Source organism: Granulicella rosea (assembly GCF_900188085.1).
Taxonomy (GTDB): domain Bacteria; phylum Acidobacteriota; class Terriglobia; order Terriglobales; family Acidobacteriaceae; genus Edaphobacter; species Edaphobacter rosea.
In genome coordinates this window covers 265,848-283,664 of record NZ_FZOU01000001.1, presented here as the reverse complement: position 1 = coordinate 283,664, position 17,817 = coordinate 265,848, and the positions used below count along the sequence as shown (strand labels likewise).

Genomic DNA, 17,817 nt, shown 5'->3' with positions numbered 1-17,817 from the left:
TTCTTGTCTGTCATCCCCGAAGGGAATCTGCTTTCGTTCTACTTCACCTCCAGCTTCGCCGGGTCGAACAGCTCCGGCGCCATCGGCTCGCCGTACTTGACCTTGCTGAAGTACTCCTGATCGACCATGTCGCCGTTGCGATAGCGCGTGATGTTCATTGGCGTCTGTACGCCCTGATAGACGTGGTAGTCGCTGTAGGCCTCTTCGTCGATGTCGTGGTCCTTGAACTGCTCGTTGCGCCATTCGAAGCTGCGCTCGAGCGGCAGGTGCGTGAACTGGTCGATCTCGATCGTCACCGCGTCGTTGTTCGCGCTCAGGATCGTCACCTTGTCGACGATGCGCCGGTCCTGCGTCGTCGTGCCCTCGCTGACGATCATCACGCCGGGCGCGTGAATCCACGTCCGGATCACCTCTTCGATCGAGTGCCGCCGCCGTCGCAGGTAGTCCTCCACCTGCGGGCGGGGAAGCTCCGTCCGGCCCTTGTAGGTGTACTCGTAGCCGTTGTCGGCCGTCCAGAGGTGGAAGATGTCCTTCTTCTGCCCCGGCGCGACCATGCCGCGATAGGTCTTGAACGCGATTCGCGTCAGGTCGGTCGGCTGCGTGGCGCTGGCCAGCCGCGTGTTCTCGACGTAGCGCGTGACGTTGCCGGTCGGCTGTCCACGAAAGAACGCCGCCGTGCTGCCCTCGCGGTAGATCGTGCCGCGATTGAGCCACGCCGGGCCGCCCAGCGCGGCAACCATCTCGTCCAGCAGCCGACGCCCGCGCGCCTCGGGACTCTCGCCCGCGCGGACCTCGGGCATCGCGCTGGGCAGATCGTGCGCCTGTCCGAACGCCGGCGCCGCGCCGCACACCATAACCAACCCTAAAATCCAAACCCGCATATCGGACCCTCACCAGTCGGACGAACCTACCCCATAAGACGCGACTGCGTGAACTTCGGCTACCCCACCAGCACCGCTCCGCCATTCACATTGAAGACCTCGCCCGAGACGAACCCCGCCAGCGGCGTACACAGAAACAGCACCGGCCCGGCGATCTCCTCGACCGACCCCACGTGGCCCATCGGAATCGGAGCGATCGCGCGCGCCTTCAGCGCCGGGTCGCTCAGCGCGGCCATCGACATCTCGGTCGCCACCCAGCCCGGCGCCACGCAGTTGCACAGAATCCCCCGGCCGGCCAGCTCGCTCGAAAGGCTTTTGGTCAGCGAGATCAGCGCGCCCTTGCTGGCCGCGTAGTCCGCGTGGTAGGCCTCGCCGCGCTGCGCTGCCGTCGACGCGATCAGCACGACGTGTCCCTTAACTTCGGAGTTCGCCGGCTGTTCCAGCATCTGGGCCACGCCCGCCCGCACCAGCCCGAAGACGCTGTCCAGGTTGACCGACAGCGTCCCACGCCACTGCGCATCGGTCATCGTCGCAATGGGCTGGTCGTGCGGGGGCCAGATGCCGTGATTCACGATCAGGCAGTCCAGCCGCCCAAACGCCTCGACCGCCGCCGCCACCAGCGCGCGCCCATCCTCGGGCGAAGCAAGCTCCTGCCGTACGGCCCGGCAGACGCTTTCGCCGCCCAGCTCCTCGACCAGCGCCGAGGCCTCGGCCTCCGCGCTCCGGTAGCTGAAGACCACCCGCGCGCCCGCCTGGCGAAACATCCGCACCGTCGCCGCGCCAATTCCCCGCGACCCACCCGTCACCAGCGCCACCCTGCCCGCCAGCGACAACATCACACCGCTCGTTACACTCATGCCTTAGAAGCTACCGGGCGCGAGGCGTCCCCGCAAGCGACGTATGGTTCAGCCACAAATCCCTGTCATCCTGAGCGGAGCGCAGCGCAGTCGAAGGACCTGCTTTTCGCCCGGAGCAGCATCGCCGCCAGGAGAAAACGCAGGTCCTTCGCTTCGCTCAGGATGACAATTTTGTTGACGCCAAAGACGATCTACCGCGAACCGACCGTCGCATCGTTGTGCAGCATGCGCTGATACTCCGCCGCTGGCACCGCCTGCAGCGTCCCGCTCGCCTGCCGGACGTAAACATCCGCATGCACCGTCGTCGCCAGCTCGCAGACCGCCGGCGCATTGCCGGGAATCTCCACCAGCAGCGTCATCTGCTTACCCTGCTCGCCGCGCCAGCGCGCATGGTAGAACCGTCCGTCCGGCAGCGGGTCGAGCTTCATCGGGCAGCCGATGGTGAAGTCCACCGCCGCAAGGCCGCGCTCCGTCTTCATATTGCCCTGGCCGCTTCCAGTCATCAGGCCGCCCGCGCCGTCCTTCCAGCGCACCGCCATCACGTCCATCTCCAGCGGATAGTTCTTCGGATCGGCGTCGCGCGGATTCAGCGCCGTCGCCCGGTTCCACCTGTTGCCGTTCGCCCGGTTGTACTCCTCGAACGAGACCGACTCCACCTTGCCGTGATCCTTGACATAGACCTTCTCCTTCAGCGCGACCTCGAGGTCGCAGGTCCGCGTCTTGGTCTCGCTGCCGATCACGCCCATCACGATCTCGAGCTTCAGCCCCGGCTTCTTCCAGCGCGCGGGATAGTCCTCGTCCGCGTCCGAGGTGAAGAAGCGGTTGACGCAGTGGAACTGGTACTCCATGCCGTGAATCTCGCTGCCTTCGACGACATTGCCCTTGCCGTGCCCGTGATAGCCGCGATGCACGCCGCCGCCCCAGCTATCGGAGAGGATATGGACCTGCAACGGATACTGGGTCAAGTCGCGCGGCGCGGCTGCGGCCGGTCGCGAAAGACCAAGCGCCGCAAGCAGCGAAAGCATTGCAAAGGCCACAAACTTCTTCGTCACGGAGCGCTCCCAGAGGCAAGGCATGTGCCGCAATCATAAAGGCCGCGCGAGGTTGCGGCAATGCAAACTTGCCGGGACGAGCACGGTCGTGCCGCGCCGCCTCCGCTTTGCCTGGAATCGGCTCCTCTCCCATTCGGGAGAAATGCCGGAATTCTTTCGGAAATTCTTTTGCCTTTCGACGCCGGAGACAGTATGTTTTAGCGAAACAGCGATACGAACGAATCCATGTCTTTGCTCTGAACGGTTGCTTCAGTCCCTGTCCCGACCACCTACGCGCTTTTTCAAACCAGCGGGATCGTCTCCGAAAAATAGGCCGAAATAAGCTGAAACCCGCGGCGTTCGGTCGCTTCGCCGCGCCGGGGCTCGTGCGCGCGGATCTTCAGAAAAATGGTGAGGTTTACACGATGAGTCGACGTCTTCCTCTCGCAGCATCTCTCGCGACATGTTTCCTTCTGGCGTTGCCGGCCTGCGCGCAGACGCCGCTCGACCAGGCCATCGTCCAGAGGTATCCGCTGACCAAAGCCACCGCCGACCGCTCCGACATCGTCACCGCCGGCACCGTCATGACGCTCAAAAAAGACGGCCTGCTGACCTTCTCGAAGGACCACGGCAAGTCGCAGATCGTCGTGAAGGACGGCAGGTTCACCGCCAGCGGCATGACCAAGATGGCGGGCTTCAGCTTCGCGGGTCACTCCACCACCAACGCCGTGCAGCGCACGTTCGTCGCGGGGGAGAAGCTCTTCCTGATCGACGAGCAGACCCTGCCCGACGGCGTGCAACTGACCCTGATGAGCGACGCGATTCAGGATGTGCGCTACATCGCGTACGTGAAGTTTCCCTTTCCCAAGGGATCGCCGCCCGCGCCCGACGTCATCCTCACGCAGATCGACCAGGTGATGGCCGCCGACGGCGCGCCTGCCCCGGCTGCCGCCGCCGCTCCAGCGCCGCCTCCCGCCGCGCCCATGGCCGCGATTCCGCCCCCGCCCCCACCGCCCGATCAGCCAGCGGCGCCTCCGCCGACGCTTGAGAAGGGGCAGACGAAGGATCAGGTCATCGCCGGCTTCGGCCAGCCCGTGCGCGTCGTCAAGCTGGGGACCAAGGAGATCGACTACTACAAGGATATGAAGATCACCTACGTCGGCGGCAAGGTCTCGAACGTCGAGTAGCCCACGCGCCGCAAAGCAACATCCGCCTGTCGTTTCGGGTTGAGGAAGTCATGAGAGGCAATATGAGTCATTGGAAGGTATTCCGCAGCATGTCGGTCCGGGTTGGAGTTGCGGCGTTTGCCGCGGTGCTGTGTAGCGGAGTCGTTCTGGCTCAGACGCCACCCAAGAAGGCTCCCCCGGCCAAGCCCGCCGCGAAGCCAGCGGCGCCCGCCGCGAAGCCCGCCGCACCAGCCGCTGCCGCTCATCCCGGCGCCGCCTCCACCAGCACGACGCATAGCGCGACGACCACCACCACGACCGGCGCGCATGGCGCAACCACGACGACCACCACGCACACGACTACGACGACAGCCTCCCCGGCCGCGCGCGGCGGCTTCGGCGGCGGCGCGGCGCGCCCCGGCGCAACCCCTGTGGGCGGACGCCCCGGAGCTCCCGGCCGGCCCGGCGCCATGGGCAGGCCCGGTCCGGCCGGCTCGCGCGAGATGCATGGCCCTGGCGGAGACGTCCGCATGCGGCCCGGCGGAAGGCCCATGGACGTCCACGACGCGCGTCGCGGCATGGACATCCACCACAACCTGGGCGGAGGCCGCCGCGTCTTCATCAACCGCCCCGGCGGCGGGCACATGTACTACGAGCGCGGACGCCCCGGCTATATCGGCCACCCGTACATGGCGCACGGCTATGAGTTCAACCGCCGCACCTACTACTACAACGGCCGCGCCTACGACCGTTTCTATCGCCCGTACGGTTACCACGGCTATGCGCTCGAGGTTTACGCGCCGGTCCGGTACTACCCGGTCGGCTTCTATGGCTGGGCCTATCACCCGTGGGCGGCGCCGGCGGTCTATGGCGGATGGGGCTTCGCGGCGGCGCCCTGGTATGGCGTCTACGGCGGGTACTTCCAGCCGTACCCGGTGTACGCCTCGCCCTCGCTCTGGCTGACGGACTACATGATCTCGCAGACGCTCGCGGCCTCCTACGCCGCTGCGCAGGCCAACGCGGCGCAGAACGCAGCCTATGCCGGGCCGCCGCTCTCGCCCGAGGTCAAGCAGATGGTCGCCGACGAGGTGCAGCGCGAGATCGCGCTCGAAAACGCCGAGGCCGCGCAGAACGCAGCCCAGCAGGCGCCCGATCCAGCGTCGAGCGGCATCGCGCGCATCTTCTCGGACGGCGCCCCCCACGTCTTCGTCGCGGGCCGCGAGGTCGATGTCGTCGACGCGAACGGCGCGGAGTGCGCCATCACCGACGGCGACGTCGTGCAGACGACCATGCCGCCCGGACCGCAGGACACCACCGCCAACGTCGTCGTGCTTTCGAGCAAGGGCGGTCAGGACTGCCGCCGCAGCGCCAACGTCGCCATCGGCCTCGACGAGCTGCAGGAGATGAGCAACCACATGCGCGAGACGGTCGACCAGGGCATGCAGGAGCTGCAGGCCAAGCAGGGCCAGGGTGGCCTGCCGCAGGCGCCTGCCTCCGCGCTGGCGACGCCATCCACCGCGCTGGTCGCGATGGATGCGCCTCCGCCCGACCCCAACGGCCAGAAGGAGCTGGAGCAGCAGGCGCAGCAGTCGGAGGGCGCCGAGAAGGAGGTGCTCGCCGGGGCCACGTCCGATGGCTCAGCCCCCATGGCCGAAGCCGCGGCGCCTGTCGCAACGACCGACGTCTCCATCGCGCCCGGACAATCGACCGACGATGTGAAGGGCGCACTCGGCGCCCCTACCCGCATCGTCAACCTGGGCACGAAGACGATGTACTTCTACAAGGACATGAAGGTCACCTTCGTCAACGGCAAGGTCACCAACATCGAATAGCCGCCATGACCGAAGCCCCGCTGCCTGCGATGCAATCCGGGAGCGGGGCAACTTTGGTTATGAAGCACCCCGAACCTGGTATGTTTACGGAGCACCCCAACCGCCCGTCATAGTACGGAGCACCCCAACCGCCCGTCATCCTGAGCGAAGCGAAGAACCCCTGTATTTGCATTTGTCTTGCTTGTCTGCCTGCGGAAGATCCGAAGAGCCTAGCCCTTCGCCTTCTTCGCCGCCTTCTTCGCCGCCTTCTCCGCCAACACCTTCCGCCGCGCCGCGACCACTCGTTTCAACTCCGCCTTCGGCAGCGCGAGCGTCTCGCGCACCTTCTTCGGCAGCTTGGCCTCGGTGAGGTTGCGGGCGGCGGTCAGCTCCGCCTCCCACTCGGCGCGGCGGAAGACGTCCCAACTCCGGACGGCGACCCAGTGGATCCGCGCGAAGTACGGCGCTGGGATGACGCCCTCGATCTCCAGCAGCTCCTGGCAACGCTCCGGCCCTGCGGCAAAGGAGATGACCGCCTCCCGGCTCGTCCCGAGGAAGTCATCCTCCAGACTCACCAGCGCGAACATCTTGCCGCCGACGGCCTTATCGCCCACCCAGAAGACCAGGTTCGCTCCCCACTGCATCGTCTCGACAACATCCGGCAGGCCGAGGACAAAGGTCTGTAGCTGCTCCGCGTTCATGCTGGCAAGTCTAACAATGGGCTACTGACGTTTTCTGTCACGCCGCGCAAAAATCTGTCGCGTCGCCTAAAGTCTGTTGCTGTCCCCAAAATCTGTCATCCTGAGCGAAGCGTAGCGCAGTCGAAGGATCTGCTTCTCGTTCGCGATGGCGAAGATCTCGCGGGACCAGGCAAGACGCAGGTCCTTCGGCTTCGCTCAGGATGACAGGATTTTGTGCAGGTGCAGACAGGCAACAGCTACGCGTTGCCTTTCTCGCGCTTGCTCGCCGCCGCAGCCTTTGCGTCCGCCTTCTTTTCCCCAGCGGTCTGGGTCTTCTTCGGTTTGCAGCTTCCCTTGGTTCCGGGTTCCTTGCCGGGGACGGGTTCGAATCCCGGCCAGCAATGGCTCGCGCTCTTCTTTGCGGCTTTCTTCGCCGACTTCTTCGCAGTGGTCATCCCGCTTTAGAAGCAGCCCTTCCTCAATGCGTTCCCGCAGAGAATGGAAAATTTCAACGCAGCTTCAAACGGATGGCGCCCTTTGCAGTGGATGGATCTACCACCCTTCCGCCCTGCGTGATGACGATTCTGCCGGCCGCCACCAGCCGCCGGGCCGCGGCGCGCGCCGGCTCCATCAGCCCCTCCCAGTCGCGGCGCGTGTCCTTGCCTCCGACCAGCTTCGCGGCCTCCGACGGGCAGATCGTCTTGTCCCGCCCGCGCTCGGCCAGCAGCTCGAGGATCGCTGCTTCGAGCGCGGCGTCCGCCTCGCCCGGCTTGTGCCCCCGGCAGGCGTCGGAGCAGTACTTCACCACGTCCCAGTCCTTCTCCCACTGTTTGCGCCACGCAAACGCGCGTCCGCAGCTTTTGCAGATCTTCTCCCTGCGGGGAGTCTCGCGGTCGGGCTTCGGTTTACGGTCGGGCATCGGCTCACTCCATGCTACGGGAGTCTCTATACTTAAATTCGTCATGCAAACTTTTCCCTCCGTAGAAGACCAGCTCGACCTCATCACCAAGGGCGCCGCCGAGATCATCCCGCTCGACGCCCTGCGCGAACGCATCGAGGCAAGCATCAAGTCCGGCAAGCCCATGCGCGTCAAGGCCGGGTTCGACCCCACCGCGCCCGATCTGCACCTCGGCCACACCGTGCTGATGCGCAAGCTGCGCCACTTTCAGCAGCTCGGCCACACCGTCATCTTCCTCATCGGGGATTCCACGGCTCTGATTGGCGATCCGACCGGCAAGTCCGTCACCCGCAAGCAACTGACGCAGGCCGAGATCGACGCCAACGCCGAGACCTACAAGGAGCAGGTCTTCAAGATTCTCGACGAGGCCAAGACCGAGGTGCGGTACAACTCCGAGTGGCTCTCGAAGCTGGGCTTCGCGGACATGATTCGGCTGGCCGCCAAGGCCACCGTCTCGCAGATGCTCGAACGCGAGGACTTCCATGCGCGCTTCGACAAGGAAGAGCCGATCTCGCTCCACGAGCTGCTCTACCCGCTCGCGCAGGGGTACGACTCGGTCGCGCTGGAGTCCGATGTGGAGCTCGGCGGCACGGATCAGAAGTTCAACCTGCTGATGGGCCGCAAGCTGCAGCGCGACGCCGGCCAGCCGCCCCAGATCGTCCTGATGACGCCGATCCTCGAAGGCCTCGACGGCGTGCAGAAGATGTCGAAGTCGCTGAACAACGCCGTCGGCGTTAAGGACGCGCCGTTCGACATGTTCACCAAGCTGATGACGATTCCCGACGCGCTCATCGGCCGTTATTCCACCTACCTGACCGACCTGCGGCCCGCCGAGATTGCGAAGATCGAAGCAGATATCGCGAGCGGCAGCCTGCACCCCATGCAGGCCAAGCGCGACCTCGCGCGGACGATCACCGCCGACTTCCACACGCCGGAGCTGGCCGCGCAGGCCGAGGCCAACTGGTCGAAGCAGTTCCAGCAGGGCGGCGTCTCGGACGACATCGAGGAGATCGCGATCGCGCAGGCGGAGATCGCCGGCGCCGACTTGAACACCGTCCGCGTGGCGAAGCTGCTCGTCGCGCTGGGCCTCGCCGCCAGCAACGGCGAAGGCACGCGCAAGCTGGCCGAGGGCGCGGTGAAGATCGAAGGCGAGACGCACAAGGACGCGACCCTCACCCTCGCCTCGCTGCCCGCGAAAGTCACTGTGCGGCTGGGCAAGAAGGCTAAGCGGGCGCTTCTTAGTTAGAGGTTCTCTCTGCACTGCCCGAAAGCGCCTGTCATCCTGAGCGTAGCGAAGGACCTGCTTCTCTGGGCCGCGACGTTCGCCCGAGCGAAAAGCAGATCCTTCGCTACGCTCAGGATGACAACAAACTCTGCGGGTCGAGAATACTAAACTCAATCCGCACACCGTCCGATAGACTCAACAACACAGGTGCGCACTTTACTCCCAGCGTTGCTGCTCATCGCACTCGGACTGACGGCGCGTCTCCACGCCCAAAGTCAGACTCCGCAGCAGATCATCGCCGCCGCCGTGCAGTCGGAGATCGCCGCCGATCTCGCGGACCACACCAACTGGATCTACCTGCACCACGACGTCAAGCCCGACTCCGACACTCTGACGCTGGTCGCCGAGAGTCCGCTGGGCAGCGCCACCCGCAAGCTCGAAGACCACGGCCATCCGCTCACGCCCGACCAGGCTCGGCAGGATGCGGACCGGGCCCGCGCCTTCGCCGCCGACCGCGACCGCCAGATCAAGGCCAAGCGCGACTCCAGACACGACGACGATGAGGCCGAGGCCATGATGCGGCTCCTGCCCGTGGCTTTTTTATGGCAGTTGAAGTCAGAGACGCCCGACCGCCAGACCCTCGCCTTCCGGCCCAACCCCGGCTTCACCCCGCACACCCTGACCGCGCGGGTGCTGGCGACCATGGCCGGAGAGGTGCATATTGTCCGCGCGCATGGCGGCCAGCCCATGCGGATCGAACTCATTCAAGGCATGTTGACCGACGACGTCACGATCGGCTGGGGTCTGCTGGCCCGCCTGCGCAAGGGCGGCCGCTTCCGCGTCGAACGCAGCGAGATCGCGCCCGGCGTCTGGCAGATCACCGGCTCGCACATCCACATGGAGGGCCGCGCGCTGCTCTTCAAGAGCTTCGGCGAGCAGGAGGACGAGACCATGACCGGGTTTCGCCCCTCCGCCGCCAGGGACATCCCCGAGGCGACGGCAGAGCTGGGCCTGCCCTGATTCCGGGCGGCCCGTCCACCAACCTTTCCCCTTAAATCCGGCGTCCTAATCTGCAATGAAGATCTGGCGCCGCACTGTCGCAAGCCTTGCCGTCCTGACTGCCTCAACTCTCCACGCCCAGAAGACTCCGCAACAGATCGTCGAGGCCGCCGTCCAGACGGAGCTGGCGGCGGACAAGTCCGACACCAGTTGCTGGGTCTATCGCGACCACGACGTCACGCCGGGCAAGGACGCCGTCTGGCTCACCGCGGACACCCCGGTCGGCTCCGTCCGGCGCAAGGTGGAGGACCACGGCCAGCCCCTGACACCGGCGCAGACCGCCGAAGAGACCGCGCATATCCAGCAGTTTCTCGGCGACAAGGGCAAGCAGCAGAAGCAGCAGAAGGACTCCGACCACGACGATCGCGAGGCGGAGAACCTGCTGAAGCTGCTTCCCGTCGCCTTCAACTGGACCGTCAAATCCGATGAGGGCGAACGCGCCACGCTGGCCTTCGCGCCGAAGCCGGACTTCCATCCGCAATCGATGGAGGCGCGGGTGATGTCGAATATGACCGGCGAAATCGTCGTCGAAAAGAGCCAGAACCGCATCGCGCGCATCCACGGCACGCTCGAAAACGACGTCACCATCGGATGGGGCATGCTGGGGCGCCTGCGCAAGGGCGGCACGTTCAACATTCTGCGAAAAGAGGTCGCGCCCGGCCACTGGCAGGTGACCGACTCGCACATCCACATCCAGGGCAAGGCGCTCTTCTTCAAGACCATCAACGAGCAGGAAGACGACACGAAGACAGACTTCAAGCTCTCGACCGCGAAGACGCTGCCCGAGGCGGCGGTTTTGGTGAACGCCAAACCCTAGCAACAAATCCCCGTCATCTCGACCGGAGCAGTGGACGGTTTCATCGTCCACTGCGGAGTGGAGAGACCCCCGTATTGGCTTTTGCCGTTGCTCGTTCTCCTTCGCGCCGCCCATAACCGCGAAAGCAAAGCGAAATACGGTGGTCTCTCCACTTCGCTGCGCTTCGGTCGAGATGACGAAAATTTTGGCGAGTTTGAGAGAGAACCCTAAACAGCAACGATCGCCCCGGGCCTACAATCACCCTAGACATGCCTAAAGGCCCGTATCCCAACACCGACCGCGATCTTATCCGCCTCATCGAGCGCTCTCCCTCGCACCGCGCCGGCTACAAACAGCTCATCCGCGAGCTGGGTCTGGGCGGCGGGCGCGAGCGGCGTCTGCTGCTCGAACAACTTGCGCGCATCACCCTGCGCGGCGAGCTGGTCAAGCTGGACACCGGCTACTGGGCGCTGCCCCGCGCGACGCCGGAGAAGACCGCCCGCGTCAGCCGCGCGCCCGGCATGCCCGTCGAGCACAAGCCCACGCGCGAAAATCTGCTGGCCGGCAAGCTGGACCTGCACCGCGACGGCTTCGGCTTCGTCCGGCCGAACGGCAGCAAGAGCAGGGAAGACGACCTCTTCATCCCGCCGAACGAGATCAACGGCGCCATGCAGGGCGACGAGGTGCTCGTCGACGAGGCGCCCGTTGGCCGCGATGGCCGCCGGTCCGGTCGCATCGCCCGCGTGCTCACCCGCCGCAACCCCACCGTCGTCGGCATCTTCCACTACGCCCGCGCCCATGGGCGGCGTGGGTATGACAACGAACAGTTCACCACCGCCAAGTTCAACTACATCACCCCGCTCGACGAGCGCATGACCCAGCCCATCCTGATCCTCGACGATCCGGACGGGGAAGAGGGCCAGCCCAAGCTGCCGCCGCAGCCCGACCACAACCCACACCGCGTCCTGGGCGAAGAGGCGCAGCGTGAGCTGAAGCCCTACCTGCATCCCGACCCCGACAAGGTCGACCCGCTCGAAGGCCTCGCGGTCGACGTCGAGATTGTGGAATTTCCCACGCTCAGCAAACCCGCGCGCGGACGCATCCTCGAAGTCCTCGGCCACCCGGACGACTTCGGCGTCGATGTCGAGATCATCATCCGCAAGCACCACCTGCCGTACACCTTCCCGACCAACGTGCTCGCCGAAGCCACGGCCAGCGCCAGCCAGACCGTCGACACCCTCACCGACGAAGAACTGGCCCAGCGCACCGACTTCCGTGGCCTGCCCATCGTCACCATCGACGGCGAGACCGCGCGCGACTTCGACGACGCCGTGCTCGTCCAGCCGCTGCCGAACGGCAACTGGCAGCTCCAGGTACATATCGCCGACGTCAGCCACTACGTCCGGCCCGGAACCGCTCTGGACCTTGAAGCCCGCCTGCGCGGCACCAGCGTCTACTTCCCGGACCGCGCCGTGCCCATGCTGCCGCCGCAGTTGTCGTCCGGCATGTGCAGCCTGCGCCCGGACGAGGACCGCCTCGTCCTCACCTGCATCGCCGAGATCGACAAAGCGGGCGAGGTGGCGGAGTTTCAGCTCTGCGAAGGCATCATCCGCAGCGCGCGCCGCATGACGTATACGCAGGTCCAGAAGATCCTCGACGGCGATCCTGAGACCCGCGCCGCCTTCATCGAGCTCGTCCCCGCCTTCGAGCAGATGCACGAACTCGCGCTGCTGCTGAACCGCAAACGCCACCGCCGCGGGTCGATCGACTTCGACCTGCCCGAGGCCGTCATCCAGTTCGACCCGCAGGGCAACATGGCCGCGATCACGCGCTCCGAGCGCGGCTGGTCGAACCGGCTCATCGAAGAGTTCATGCTGACGGCGAACGAGTGCGTCGCGCACTGGCTCGAAGCGCAGGGCCCCAGCATCTACCGCATCCACGAGCTGCCCGATCCCAAACGCATCCTCGACTTCGAGGACGCGGCCAGCGTCTTCGGCCAGACGCTCGGCTTCTCGACGCTGCCGGTGAAGCAGTTCACCATGAAGCAGGACCGCCGCACGCAGAGCTCGAACAAGCGGCGCTTCGGCTCCGACCGCGCCCCGCAGAAGCATGAGGTGCCGGAGTCCATCCCGGTCACGCCGCAGATGTACCAGCGCCTGACGGCCAAGATTGCCGGCACGCCCGAGGAGCGCATCCTCAGCTTCCTGATGCTGCGCTCGCTCAAGCAGGCCCGCTACAGCGAGAAGAACGAAGGCCACTTCGCGCTCGCCAGCCCGAGTTACACCCACTTCACCAGCCCCATCCGGCGCTACCCGGACCTGATCGTCCACCGCCTGCTGCGCGCCGCTCTGCAGGCCGGCGCCGAGGCCACCGGCGGCCCGATCCTCTCCACCGACCCACAGCCGTGGTCGTCGAAGAAGCCCTGCCCCGGCAAAAATGCTCGTCATCCTGAGCGAAGCGAAGGACCCCCGCATTTGCCTTCCTCCGACGAGGCGACACCCCTCAAGCTCCCCGAAGAAGAGCTCTCCGACATCGCCCTCGAATCCTCCCAGGCCGAGCGCCGCGCCGACGAGGCCGAGCGCGAGCTGATGGAGTGGAAGAAGATCAAGTTCATGCAGGACCGAGTCGGCGAGGACTTTCACGCGACCGTGCTCTCCTGCACCAAGTACGGCTTCTACGTCGAACTCGACGAGCTCTTCATCGAAGGCATGGTGCCCATCCAGACCATCGCCGACGGCCTGCCCTTCCACGAGCAGGAGCGCTTCTTCTTCCGCGACACCGACCGCGCCATCGTCGGCCAGTCGTCCGGCCGGACCTTCAAGCTTGGCCAGCGGGTGCATGTTCTGCTCGACCGCATCGACCGGCCCAACCGCCGCCTGCAGTTTGCGCTCGTCCCGGCCGAAGCCCCACCCAAAGCCCCACGCAAACCGAAGGCCGCGGCCAAGGCCGTCAAATTCCTCAAGGCCGCCCCGCCGGACCCGCGCCACACCAGCCCCACCCGCACCGGCAAGCCGGGCAAGACGAAGCCCAAGGCGCGCGAGCGGAATAAGAAGGCGAAAGGCAAGCGCCGCTGACTCGTCGAAGCCGCCGCCTGAAATACAATGGAGACTCAAGGAGTTCGACTGAACATGCCACACATCGTTTTCTGCGCAAAGTACAAGGCCGAACTGGAAGGTCTCGATGAACCGCCGTTCGACTCCGACTTCGGCGAAAAGATCTACAAGACCGTCAGCAAGAAAGCCTGGGGCGAGTGGATCGAGCGCCAGAAGATGCTGCTGAACGAGTACCGCCTGCAGCCCTGGACGCGCGAGGCGCAGGAGTTCCTCGTCGAGCAGATGAACGGCTTCTTCTTTGGCGAGGGCGAAGGCGGCGCGTTGCCGAAAGAGTTCGTCGCGCCCACGCACTAGCCCGAACTCATGTAAACTAAAAACACCCTGTCGCCGTGCGCGCTGCTTTGTTCCAACAAAGTCGCCAAGTACGGCAGACGCAACAACAGTCGGGACGTGGCTCAGCCTGGTAGAGCGCACCCTTGGGGTGGGTGAGGTCGCTAGTTCGAATCTAGTCGTCCCGACCATTTACTTTTTATCGAATCGCTGTCCCAGCGCTTCGCGTCCGCCGTCCCGACCATCCTCCCATTTGAGTCCTTTTGACGATCATCTCAAAGGGATAGGGGCTACAGTTCCACAGTGACCTCGGAGGGGTGGAGTGTCATAGTTCATCCGGTGCGCAGCATGGCCCCAGTGTCAGCGACGGTTTCCATGGGGGCGAGGATGCTTCTACGCAACTTTAGCGAGGCGTAGGAGCGTCCGAAGGCCCTGCGATGACGCTTGAAGCTCGCCAGCGCGTCCCCTGGACGGATTCGCGCTGAGATCATCTCGGAACATTGATGGCCTTCAAGATTACCGCTTGATTATCTGGAACCGATTTCAGCTGCATCGCTAGATCAGCCCTAGCAAGCATCCCTTTTACAGCCTCCAGTTGATAGAAGTTGCTTGGCTCGAAGCTACTCTCCTTGGCTATAAGAGGAACGATAGGCACCAACCGGTTTCCCTTTTGTAGGGGACCATTTTGCTTCTGCCACTCTCGCGCAAGCGGATAACCTAGCTCTGTATCGTAGTCAGACAACACCATCTCAGCCCACTCATCCAAGGTGGAACACATCTCTTCTGTTTCCCCAGTTTCAGGGTCGAAGCGCACGATTTGATCGGCTAAGAACCCGAACTGCACACCGATCACATCTTCAGCAAAAAGCATCAACTCATTCAGATTGGACTGCTCTCCGTATGCATGCTTCCAGAGCTTGGGATCATTCCACCGTTGAAGGTCCTGTTCGTTGAACCAGTCATCCCTTGAAACGGGGAGCACGTGCAGGGCCGACTCGAAGGCATAGAACCCGTTTTTCAGGGCGAGTAGTTCTAGCAAGCCGGCTCTCGCACCGGACTTCGCAAGGACTTCCTTGCCTGCCTTCTCATCCCGCCATTTAGTTTGCTCTTGGTATACCTGCCCTCCGGATCGTTGGTTATTCCATATTTCAGATGCTCTCCGTTGGGACCGAGCTTCTGATACAGATAGGTGGTGCCTTGTGTTGCACGCGGAAGCAGGAACAGCAAATCAACAGGAGCAACTATTCCGTAACTCACTTTTGGTGGATGCTGTTTCATCTCTTCCATAATCCGGTTCATCTGCCGCGTCTTCGCCTCTTGCCGGTCTAGTTGACGAATCTTGGCCCCATTTGTATCCGTGGTGAACTCACCATGAAGAACCTTGTTCTTTACTTCAGTAGCAAAATTGCACAGCCACTGTGGCCAACAGTGCCCGTCCGCGTCAATGTGGATTAGGGGGTTATTGCCGCCGTATGTGTAGAGATTCAAGCTCTGCGGATCGTCCAGTCTGGCATACGGTACCGGGTCTTGGTTGGCGCTCCAGTCGGGGGAAATGAAGCGACCCATCGACGACCCGTAGTACCTGGCCCCGAAGTAGTCGAGTCCCGATTCTGCGTCTCGTTCTTTGCCGGTGAACTTGTAGTGGTTACTAGTTGTCTGAGTATCGAGTTCCTGTCCAAAAGGAGCGAACTGTCCCTGCCAGACCGGCCAACCCCCTGAGGAGAATTCCATCTGCGCCGTGCCCAGATGGTCGCCAACGTAAAACTTAGTATCAACTATCGTGCTTGCACCAGCTTCAACCGGGACATTTTCCGAGACGACTGAACTTGTGCCACACCCGAAACTCGTTGCGCCTGGAACGCCCGTCTGTCCGTCGAAGAAAGGATAAACCGTGCCGTCAGCCTTTACCAGCGCTAGATCGGTGATCTTGGCCTCTATCGAGCCGCTGCCGTCAGCTATCTCAGCAATCCAGATGCCCCAGGTCGAATCGCCCGCCCAAGGGGATAGGTCGACTGACGCGGTCTGCCACACGCCTCCTTGTGGGTCCATCGCGCCCTCGAACATCCATACATTGTTCGAGAACTGGACCTTCAAGTAGCTCTGTTGTCCGTCGGCATGTTCTTCATGCCAAACCATTCGATCGCCGCTGCTGATCGGAGTGGAGTTGGAGGCTATGTTCCAGTCTGCCTCCGCATTCGCCCCGCAACTCGAACCGGTCAGGTGCAGCCGTTGATAGTTGTTTGTAGTCTTGGCAATCCTCTTACCATTGGCGAAAATATAATCGGTCCACGCCCCGGTCTGGTCCTTCTCCGCGATCGTCTGACCGCCGAAGTTAACATACTCGGTATAGTCATTATTCGCGTTGAGCTTCCTTACGCGCGCACCGTCCGCACTATAGGCATAGCTCTCAAATGGGGCTTGATTGCCAGCTATCGTGATCCCAGTAGTGCGATTCTCAGCATCGAAGGTGTAGGTGCGGACTGCGCCGTTGGTATCTGTGTCACAAAGCTGGTTGCCCCCTGAATCGAAGGCATTTTGATTCGACATGGACGCAGCGCAGGGTAGATTGTTGATCCGGTTCGTTGCCGAGTCGAAGGTGTACAAGGGATTCCCGCCGGACAAGGGACTCATATTGCCGAAGGAGTCTATCTGGTATTGCTGATTCAGCGTGCCGCCCAGAGAGAATGAGCTAATTCGATTCAAAGAGTCGTAGGTGAAGCTCTGCGTTCTAGCGCTATTTTGATTGTCGGTAATTTGCCAGATATTTCCGTTATTGCCTCCATTTCCCGTTCCACAGACGTAGCAGTAAGAGCGTGATAGGAAACTCTGTCCTGAGAACGGGGAATTAGAGTTCGAGTTCGAGATAGACATGCTAGAGATCTGGAGCCTATTGTTCTCCATCACCTGCTGTGCTGCGCCGTTGCCAAGAGTTGTGACGTTGGGACTTCCGTCAGGATTGTAGACGATTGATTGCAAGTAGTTTTGATTTGCAGCCACGCCGTTAATGTCAGCCAAATTGATAGTCTGTAGGCGATTCTCTGCATCCCAGGTCTGCGTGATGTGGCGTCCATCGGGATACCGCAAATCTGTCATGTTGCCCGCGAGATCGTATGCGGCGGAGGCGGACTGCCGATTTGCACAGTTGTCTGGCAGGCAGTATGTTTGACTTGTTACCCGGCCCATGGCGTCGTACCCAAGTCCAACATCGGCATTGACATAGTTCGACGCGAAGGTGAGCCGTCCAATTACATTGGTTGTCGCATTGTAATTTGCTGGCAAGAGCGCACCATCTGCGCGGTATCCGTCGTAGCCAAAAGCGGACGTGGATGTTCCGTCGGAATAGGTCTTGAAATTGAGACGGTTGAGCGCATCATAAATATATGTTGTGGTAACTCCCCGCGCATCGGTCTTCGAGCACGGAAGACGGATTGCAGGCTTACCGCATCTAAATTCGAACCGTCATAGCCGGCGTAGGCCTTGATTCCATTTTCGAGGTTGGGATTGCTTTGCGCAGTGGCGCTGAGATTCCAAAGCATAAGCACGCCGGCGATCGCGATCTTGGCGAATACGGCGACCCAGAATGCGGAAGACCTGAGATTGCCCAGCGGTTGGCTCTGCTTCGTTGCGGGTTGAAAATTTTTGGAACACGACGTGGCCATCTAGACTTGATAACGCAAAAACGCATGAAGCTCTCCAAGGCAGGCATTCAGGGATCAGGGTTCATAAAGGCTCTCTTGAATCGGGGTAGGAGTCAATCACGTTCTTGTGCAATGGGCATGCCTAAATCAGAGATATTCCCATTCGGGGAAATGCCTCGAAGGGCGATGGATGGAGATGATTCCTCACCTCGTCCGGTCGAGAGGTTCGCAGACCTGAGAATCAGGCGACATCGGCTAAAGGGAGCGTGTAAACTATACGAAAGCCGTCCATCAGGGCCGGCCATTACTTTCTTTACGCGGACGTTTTTTCA

Annotated in this window: 16 protein-coding genes and 1 tRNA gene; 8 read left to right on the top strand and 9 right to left on the bottom strand. The window is 62.9% G+C overall.

Translation table 11 applies throughout. The annotated features are described in order from the left end of the window. Positions 1-38 precede the first annotated feature (38 nt). The 3 genes from CHB87_RS01285 to CHB87_RS01275 form a co-directional block, all read right to left on the bottom strand. Positions 39-860, bottom strand: coding sequence for a hypothetical protein (locus CHB87_RS01285; RefSeq protein WP_142988153.1), 822 nt, complete (start codon positions 858-860; stop codon positions 39-41). An 80-nt stretch (positions 861-940) separates the two neighbouring features. After that, complete coding sequence (locus tag CHB87_RS01280; RefSeq protein WP_089406571.1) at positions 941-1,738, bottom strand: SDR family NAD(P)-dependent oxidoreductase; 798 nt, start codon at positions 1,736-1,738, stop codon at positions 941-943. 191 nt (positions 1,739-1,929) lie between these two features. Further along, positions 1,930-2,790 carry a hypothetical protein gene (locus CHB87_RS01275; protein ID WP_142988152.1) on the bottom strand — a complete coding sequence of 287 codons (861 nt, stop codon included), beginning with the start codon at positions 2,788-2,790 and terminating at the stop codon, positions 1,930-1,932. Between the two features lie 404 nt (positions 2,791-3,194). Between CHB87_RS01275 and CHB87_RS22120 the strand changes: the two genes are divergently transcribed. Both CHB87_RS22120 and CHB87_RS22115 read left to right on the top strand, forming a co-directional pair. Next, entirely contained in the window at positions 3,195-3,956 is a 762-nt protein-coding gene (locus CHB87_RS22120; protein WP_176441533.1) for a hypothetical protein, read from the top strand. A gap of 62 nt (positions 3,957-4,018) precedes the next feature. Beyond that, a complete protein-coding gene (locus CHB87_RS22115) occupies positions 4,019-5,767 on the top strand; it encodes a hypothetical protein (RefSeq protein WP_176441532.1) in 1,749 nt (582 codons plus the stop codon). A 209-nt stretch (positions 5,768-5,976) separates the two neighbouring features. Here CHB87_RS22115 and CHB87_RS01260 read toward each other — a convergent pair whose 3' ends face one another. The 3 genes from CHB87_RS01260 to CHB87_RS01250 all read right to left on the bottom strand — a co-directional run bounded on the left by CHB87_RS01260 (position 5,977) and on the right by CHB87_RS01250 (position 7,345). Beyond that, positions 5,977-6,447, bottom strand: coding sequence for an MmcQ/YjbR family DNA-binding protein (locus tag CHB87_RS01260; protein ID WP_089406567.1), 471 nt, complete (start codon positions 6,445-6,447; stop codon positions 5,977-5,979). A 236-nt stretch (positions 6,448-6,683) separates the two neighbouring features. Further along, the gene (locus CHB87_RS01255) at positions 6,684-6,881 is read right to left on the bottom strand and encodes a hypothetical protein (protein WP_089406566.1); all 198 of its coding nucleotides are present in this window, start codon (positions 6,879-6,881) and stop codon (positions 6,684-6,686) included. Positions 6,882-6,934: 53 nt separating this feature from the next. Further along, a complete protein-coding gene (locus CHB87_RS01250; RefSeq protein WP_089406565.1) occupies positions 6,935-7,345 on the bottom strand; it encodes a DUF2256 and DUF3253 domain-containing protein in 411 nt (136 codons plus the stop codon). A gap of 43 nt (positions 7,346-7,388) precedes the next feature. Between CHB87_RS01250 and tyrS the strand changes: the two genes are divergently transcribed. The 6 genes from tyrS to CHB87_RS01220 all read left to right on the top strand — a co-directional run bounded on the left by tyrS (position 7,389) and on the right by CHB87_RS01220 (position 14,038). Further along, the gene (gene tyrS, locus CHB87_RS01245) at positions 7,389-8,630 is read left to right on the top strand and encodes a tyrosine--tRNA ligase (RefSeq protein WP_089406564.1); all 1,242 of its coding nucleotides are present in this window, start codon (positions 7,389-7,391) and stop codon (positions 8,628-8,630) included. Positions 8,631-8,816: 186 nt separating this feature from the next. Continuing rightward, positions 8,817-9,629: a hypothetical protein gene (locus CHB87_RS01240; protein WP_142988151.1), complete on the top strand. Its 813-nt coding sequence runs from the start codon at positions 8,817-8,819 to the stop codon at positions 9,627-9,629. Positions 9,630-9,684: 55 nt separating this feature from the next. Beyond that, the gene (locus CHB87_RS01235; RefSeq protein ID WP_089406562.1) at positions 9,685-10,485 is read left to right on the top strand and encodes a hypothetical protein; all 801 of its coding nucleotides are present in this window, start codon (positions 9,685-9,687) and stop codon (positions 10,483-10,485) included. Positions 10,486-10,733: 248 nt separating this feature from the next. After that, positions 10,734-13,538 (top strand): ribonuclease R family protein, encoded by a 2,805-nt coding sequence (locus tag CHB87_RS01230; RefSeq protein ID WP_089406561.1) that lies wholly within the window; start codon positions 10,734-10,736, stop codon positions 13,536-13,538. A gap of 54 nt (positions 13,539-13,592) precedes the next feature. Continuing rightward, positions 13,593-13,871 carry an oxidative damage protection protein gene (locus tag CHB87_RS01225; RefSeq protein WP_089406560.1) on the top strand — a complete coding sequence of 93 codons (279 nt, stop codon included), beginning with the start codon at positions 13,593-13,595 and terminating at the stop codon, positions 13,869-13,871. 90 nt (positions 13,872-13,961) lie between these two features. Beyond that, positions 13,962-14,038, top strand: a tRNA-Pro gene (locus CHB87_RS01220). Positions 14,039-14,334: 296 nt separating this feature from the next. On the opposite strand, the gene CHB87_RS01215 is transcribed toward CHB87_RS01220, so the two are convergent. Genes CHB87_RS01215 through CHB87_RS21735 form a run of 3 tightly spaced genes read right to left on the bottom strand, consistent with a single transcriptional unit; the run spans position 14,335 to position 17,506 of the window. Continuing rightward, positions 14,335-14,886 (bottom strand): hypothetical protein, encoded by a 552-nt coding sequence (locus CHB87_RS01215; protein ID WP_089406559.1) that lies wholly within the window; start codon positions 14,884-14,886, stop codon positions 14,335-14,337. Then, positions 14,880-17,126, bottom strand: coding sequence for an RHS repeat-associated core domain-containing protein (locus tag CHB87_RS21740; RefSeq protein ID WP_142988150.1), 2,247 nt, complete (start codon positions 17,124-17,126; stop codon positions 14,880-14,882). Before CHB87_RS21740 ends, CHB87_RS01215 begins: the two co-directional genes overlap by 7 nt. Continuing rightward, a complete protein-coding gene (locus CHB87_RS21735) occupies positions 17,093-17,506 on the bottom strand; it encodes a hypothetical protein (protein ID WP_142988149.1) in 414 nt (137 codons plus the stop codon). Before CHB87_RS21735 ends, CHB87_RS21740 begins: the two co-directional genes overlap by 34 nt. Between the last annotated feature and the right edge of the window lie 311 nt (positions 17,507-17,817).

Bases quoted from the DNA above. Each gene is read 5' to 3' on its own strand.
- CHB87_RS01260 (WP_089406567.1), bottom strand. From the start codon at position 6,447: ATGAACGCGGAGCAGCTACAGACCTTTGTCCTCGGCCTGCCGGATGTT.
- CHB87_RS01255 (WP_089406566.1), bottom strand. From the start codon at position 6,881: ATGACCACTGCGAAGAAGTCGGCGAAGAAAGCCGCAAAGAAGAGCGCG.
- CHB87_RS01235 (WP_089406562.1), top strand. From the start codon at position 9,685: ATGAAGATCTGGCGCCGCACTGTCGCAAGCCTTGCCGTCCTGACTGCC.
- CHB87_RS01280 (WP_089406571.1), bottom strand. From the start codon at position 1,738: ATGAGTGTAACGAGCGGTGTGATGTTGTCGCTGGCGGGCAGGGTGGCG.
- CHB87_RS22120 (WP_176441533.1), top strand. From the start codon at position 3,195: ATGAGTCGACGTCTTCCTCTCGCAGCATCTCTCGCGACATGTTTCCTT.
- tyrS (WP_089406564.1), top strand. From the start codon at position 7,389: ATGCAAACTTTTCCCTCCGTAGAAGACCAGCTCGACCTCATCACCAAG.
- CHB87_RS22115 (WP_176441532.1), top strand. From the start codon at position 4,019: ATGAGTCATTGGAAGGTATTCCGCAGCATGTCGGTCCGGGTTGGAGTT.
- CHB87_RS01230 (WP_089406561.1), top strand. From the start codon at position 10,734: ATGCCTAAAGGCCCGTATCCCAACACCGACCGCGATCTTATCCGCCTC.
- CHB87_RS01250 (WP_089406565.1), bottom strand. From the start codon at position 7,345: ATGCCCGACCGTAAACCGAAGCCCGACCGCGAGACTCCCCGCAGGGAG.
- CHB87_RS01225 (WP_089406560.1), top strand. From the start codon at position 13,593: ATGCCACACATCGTTTTCTGCGCAAAGTACAAGGCCGAACTGGAAGGT.
- CHB87_RS21735 (WP_142988149.1), bottom strand. From the start codon at position 17,506: ATGGCCACGTCGTGTTCCAAAAATTTTCAACCCGCAACGAAGCAGAGC.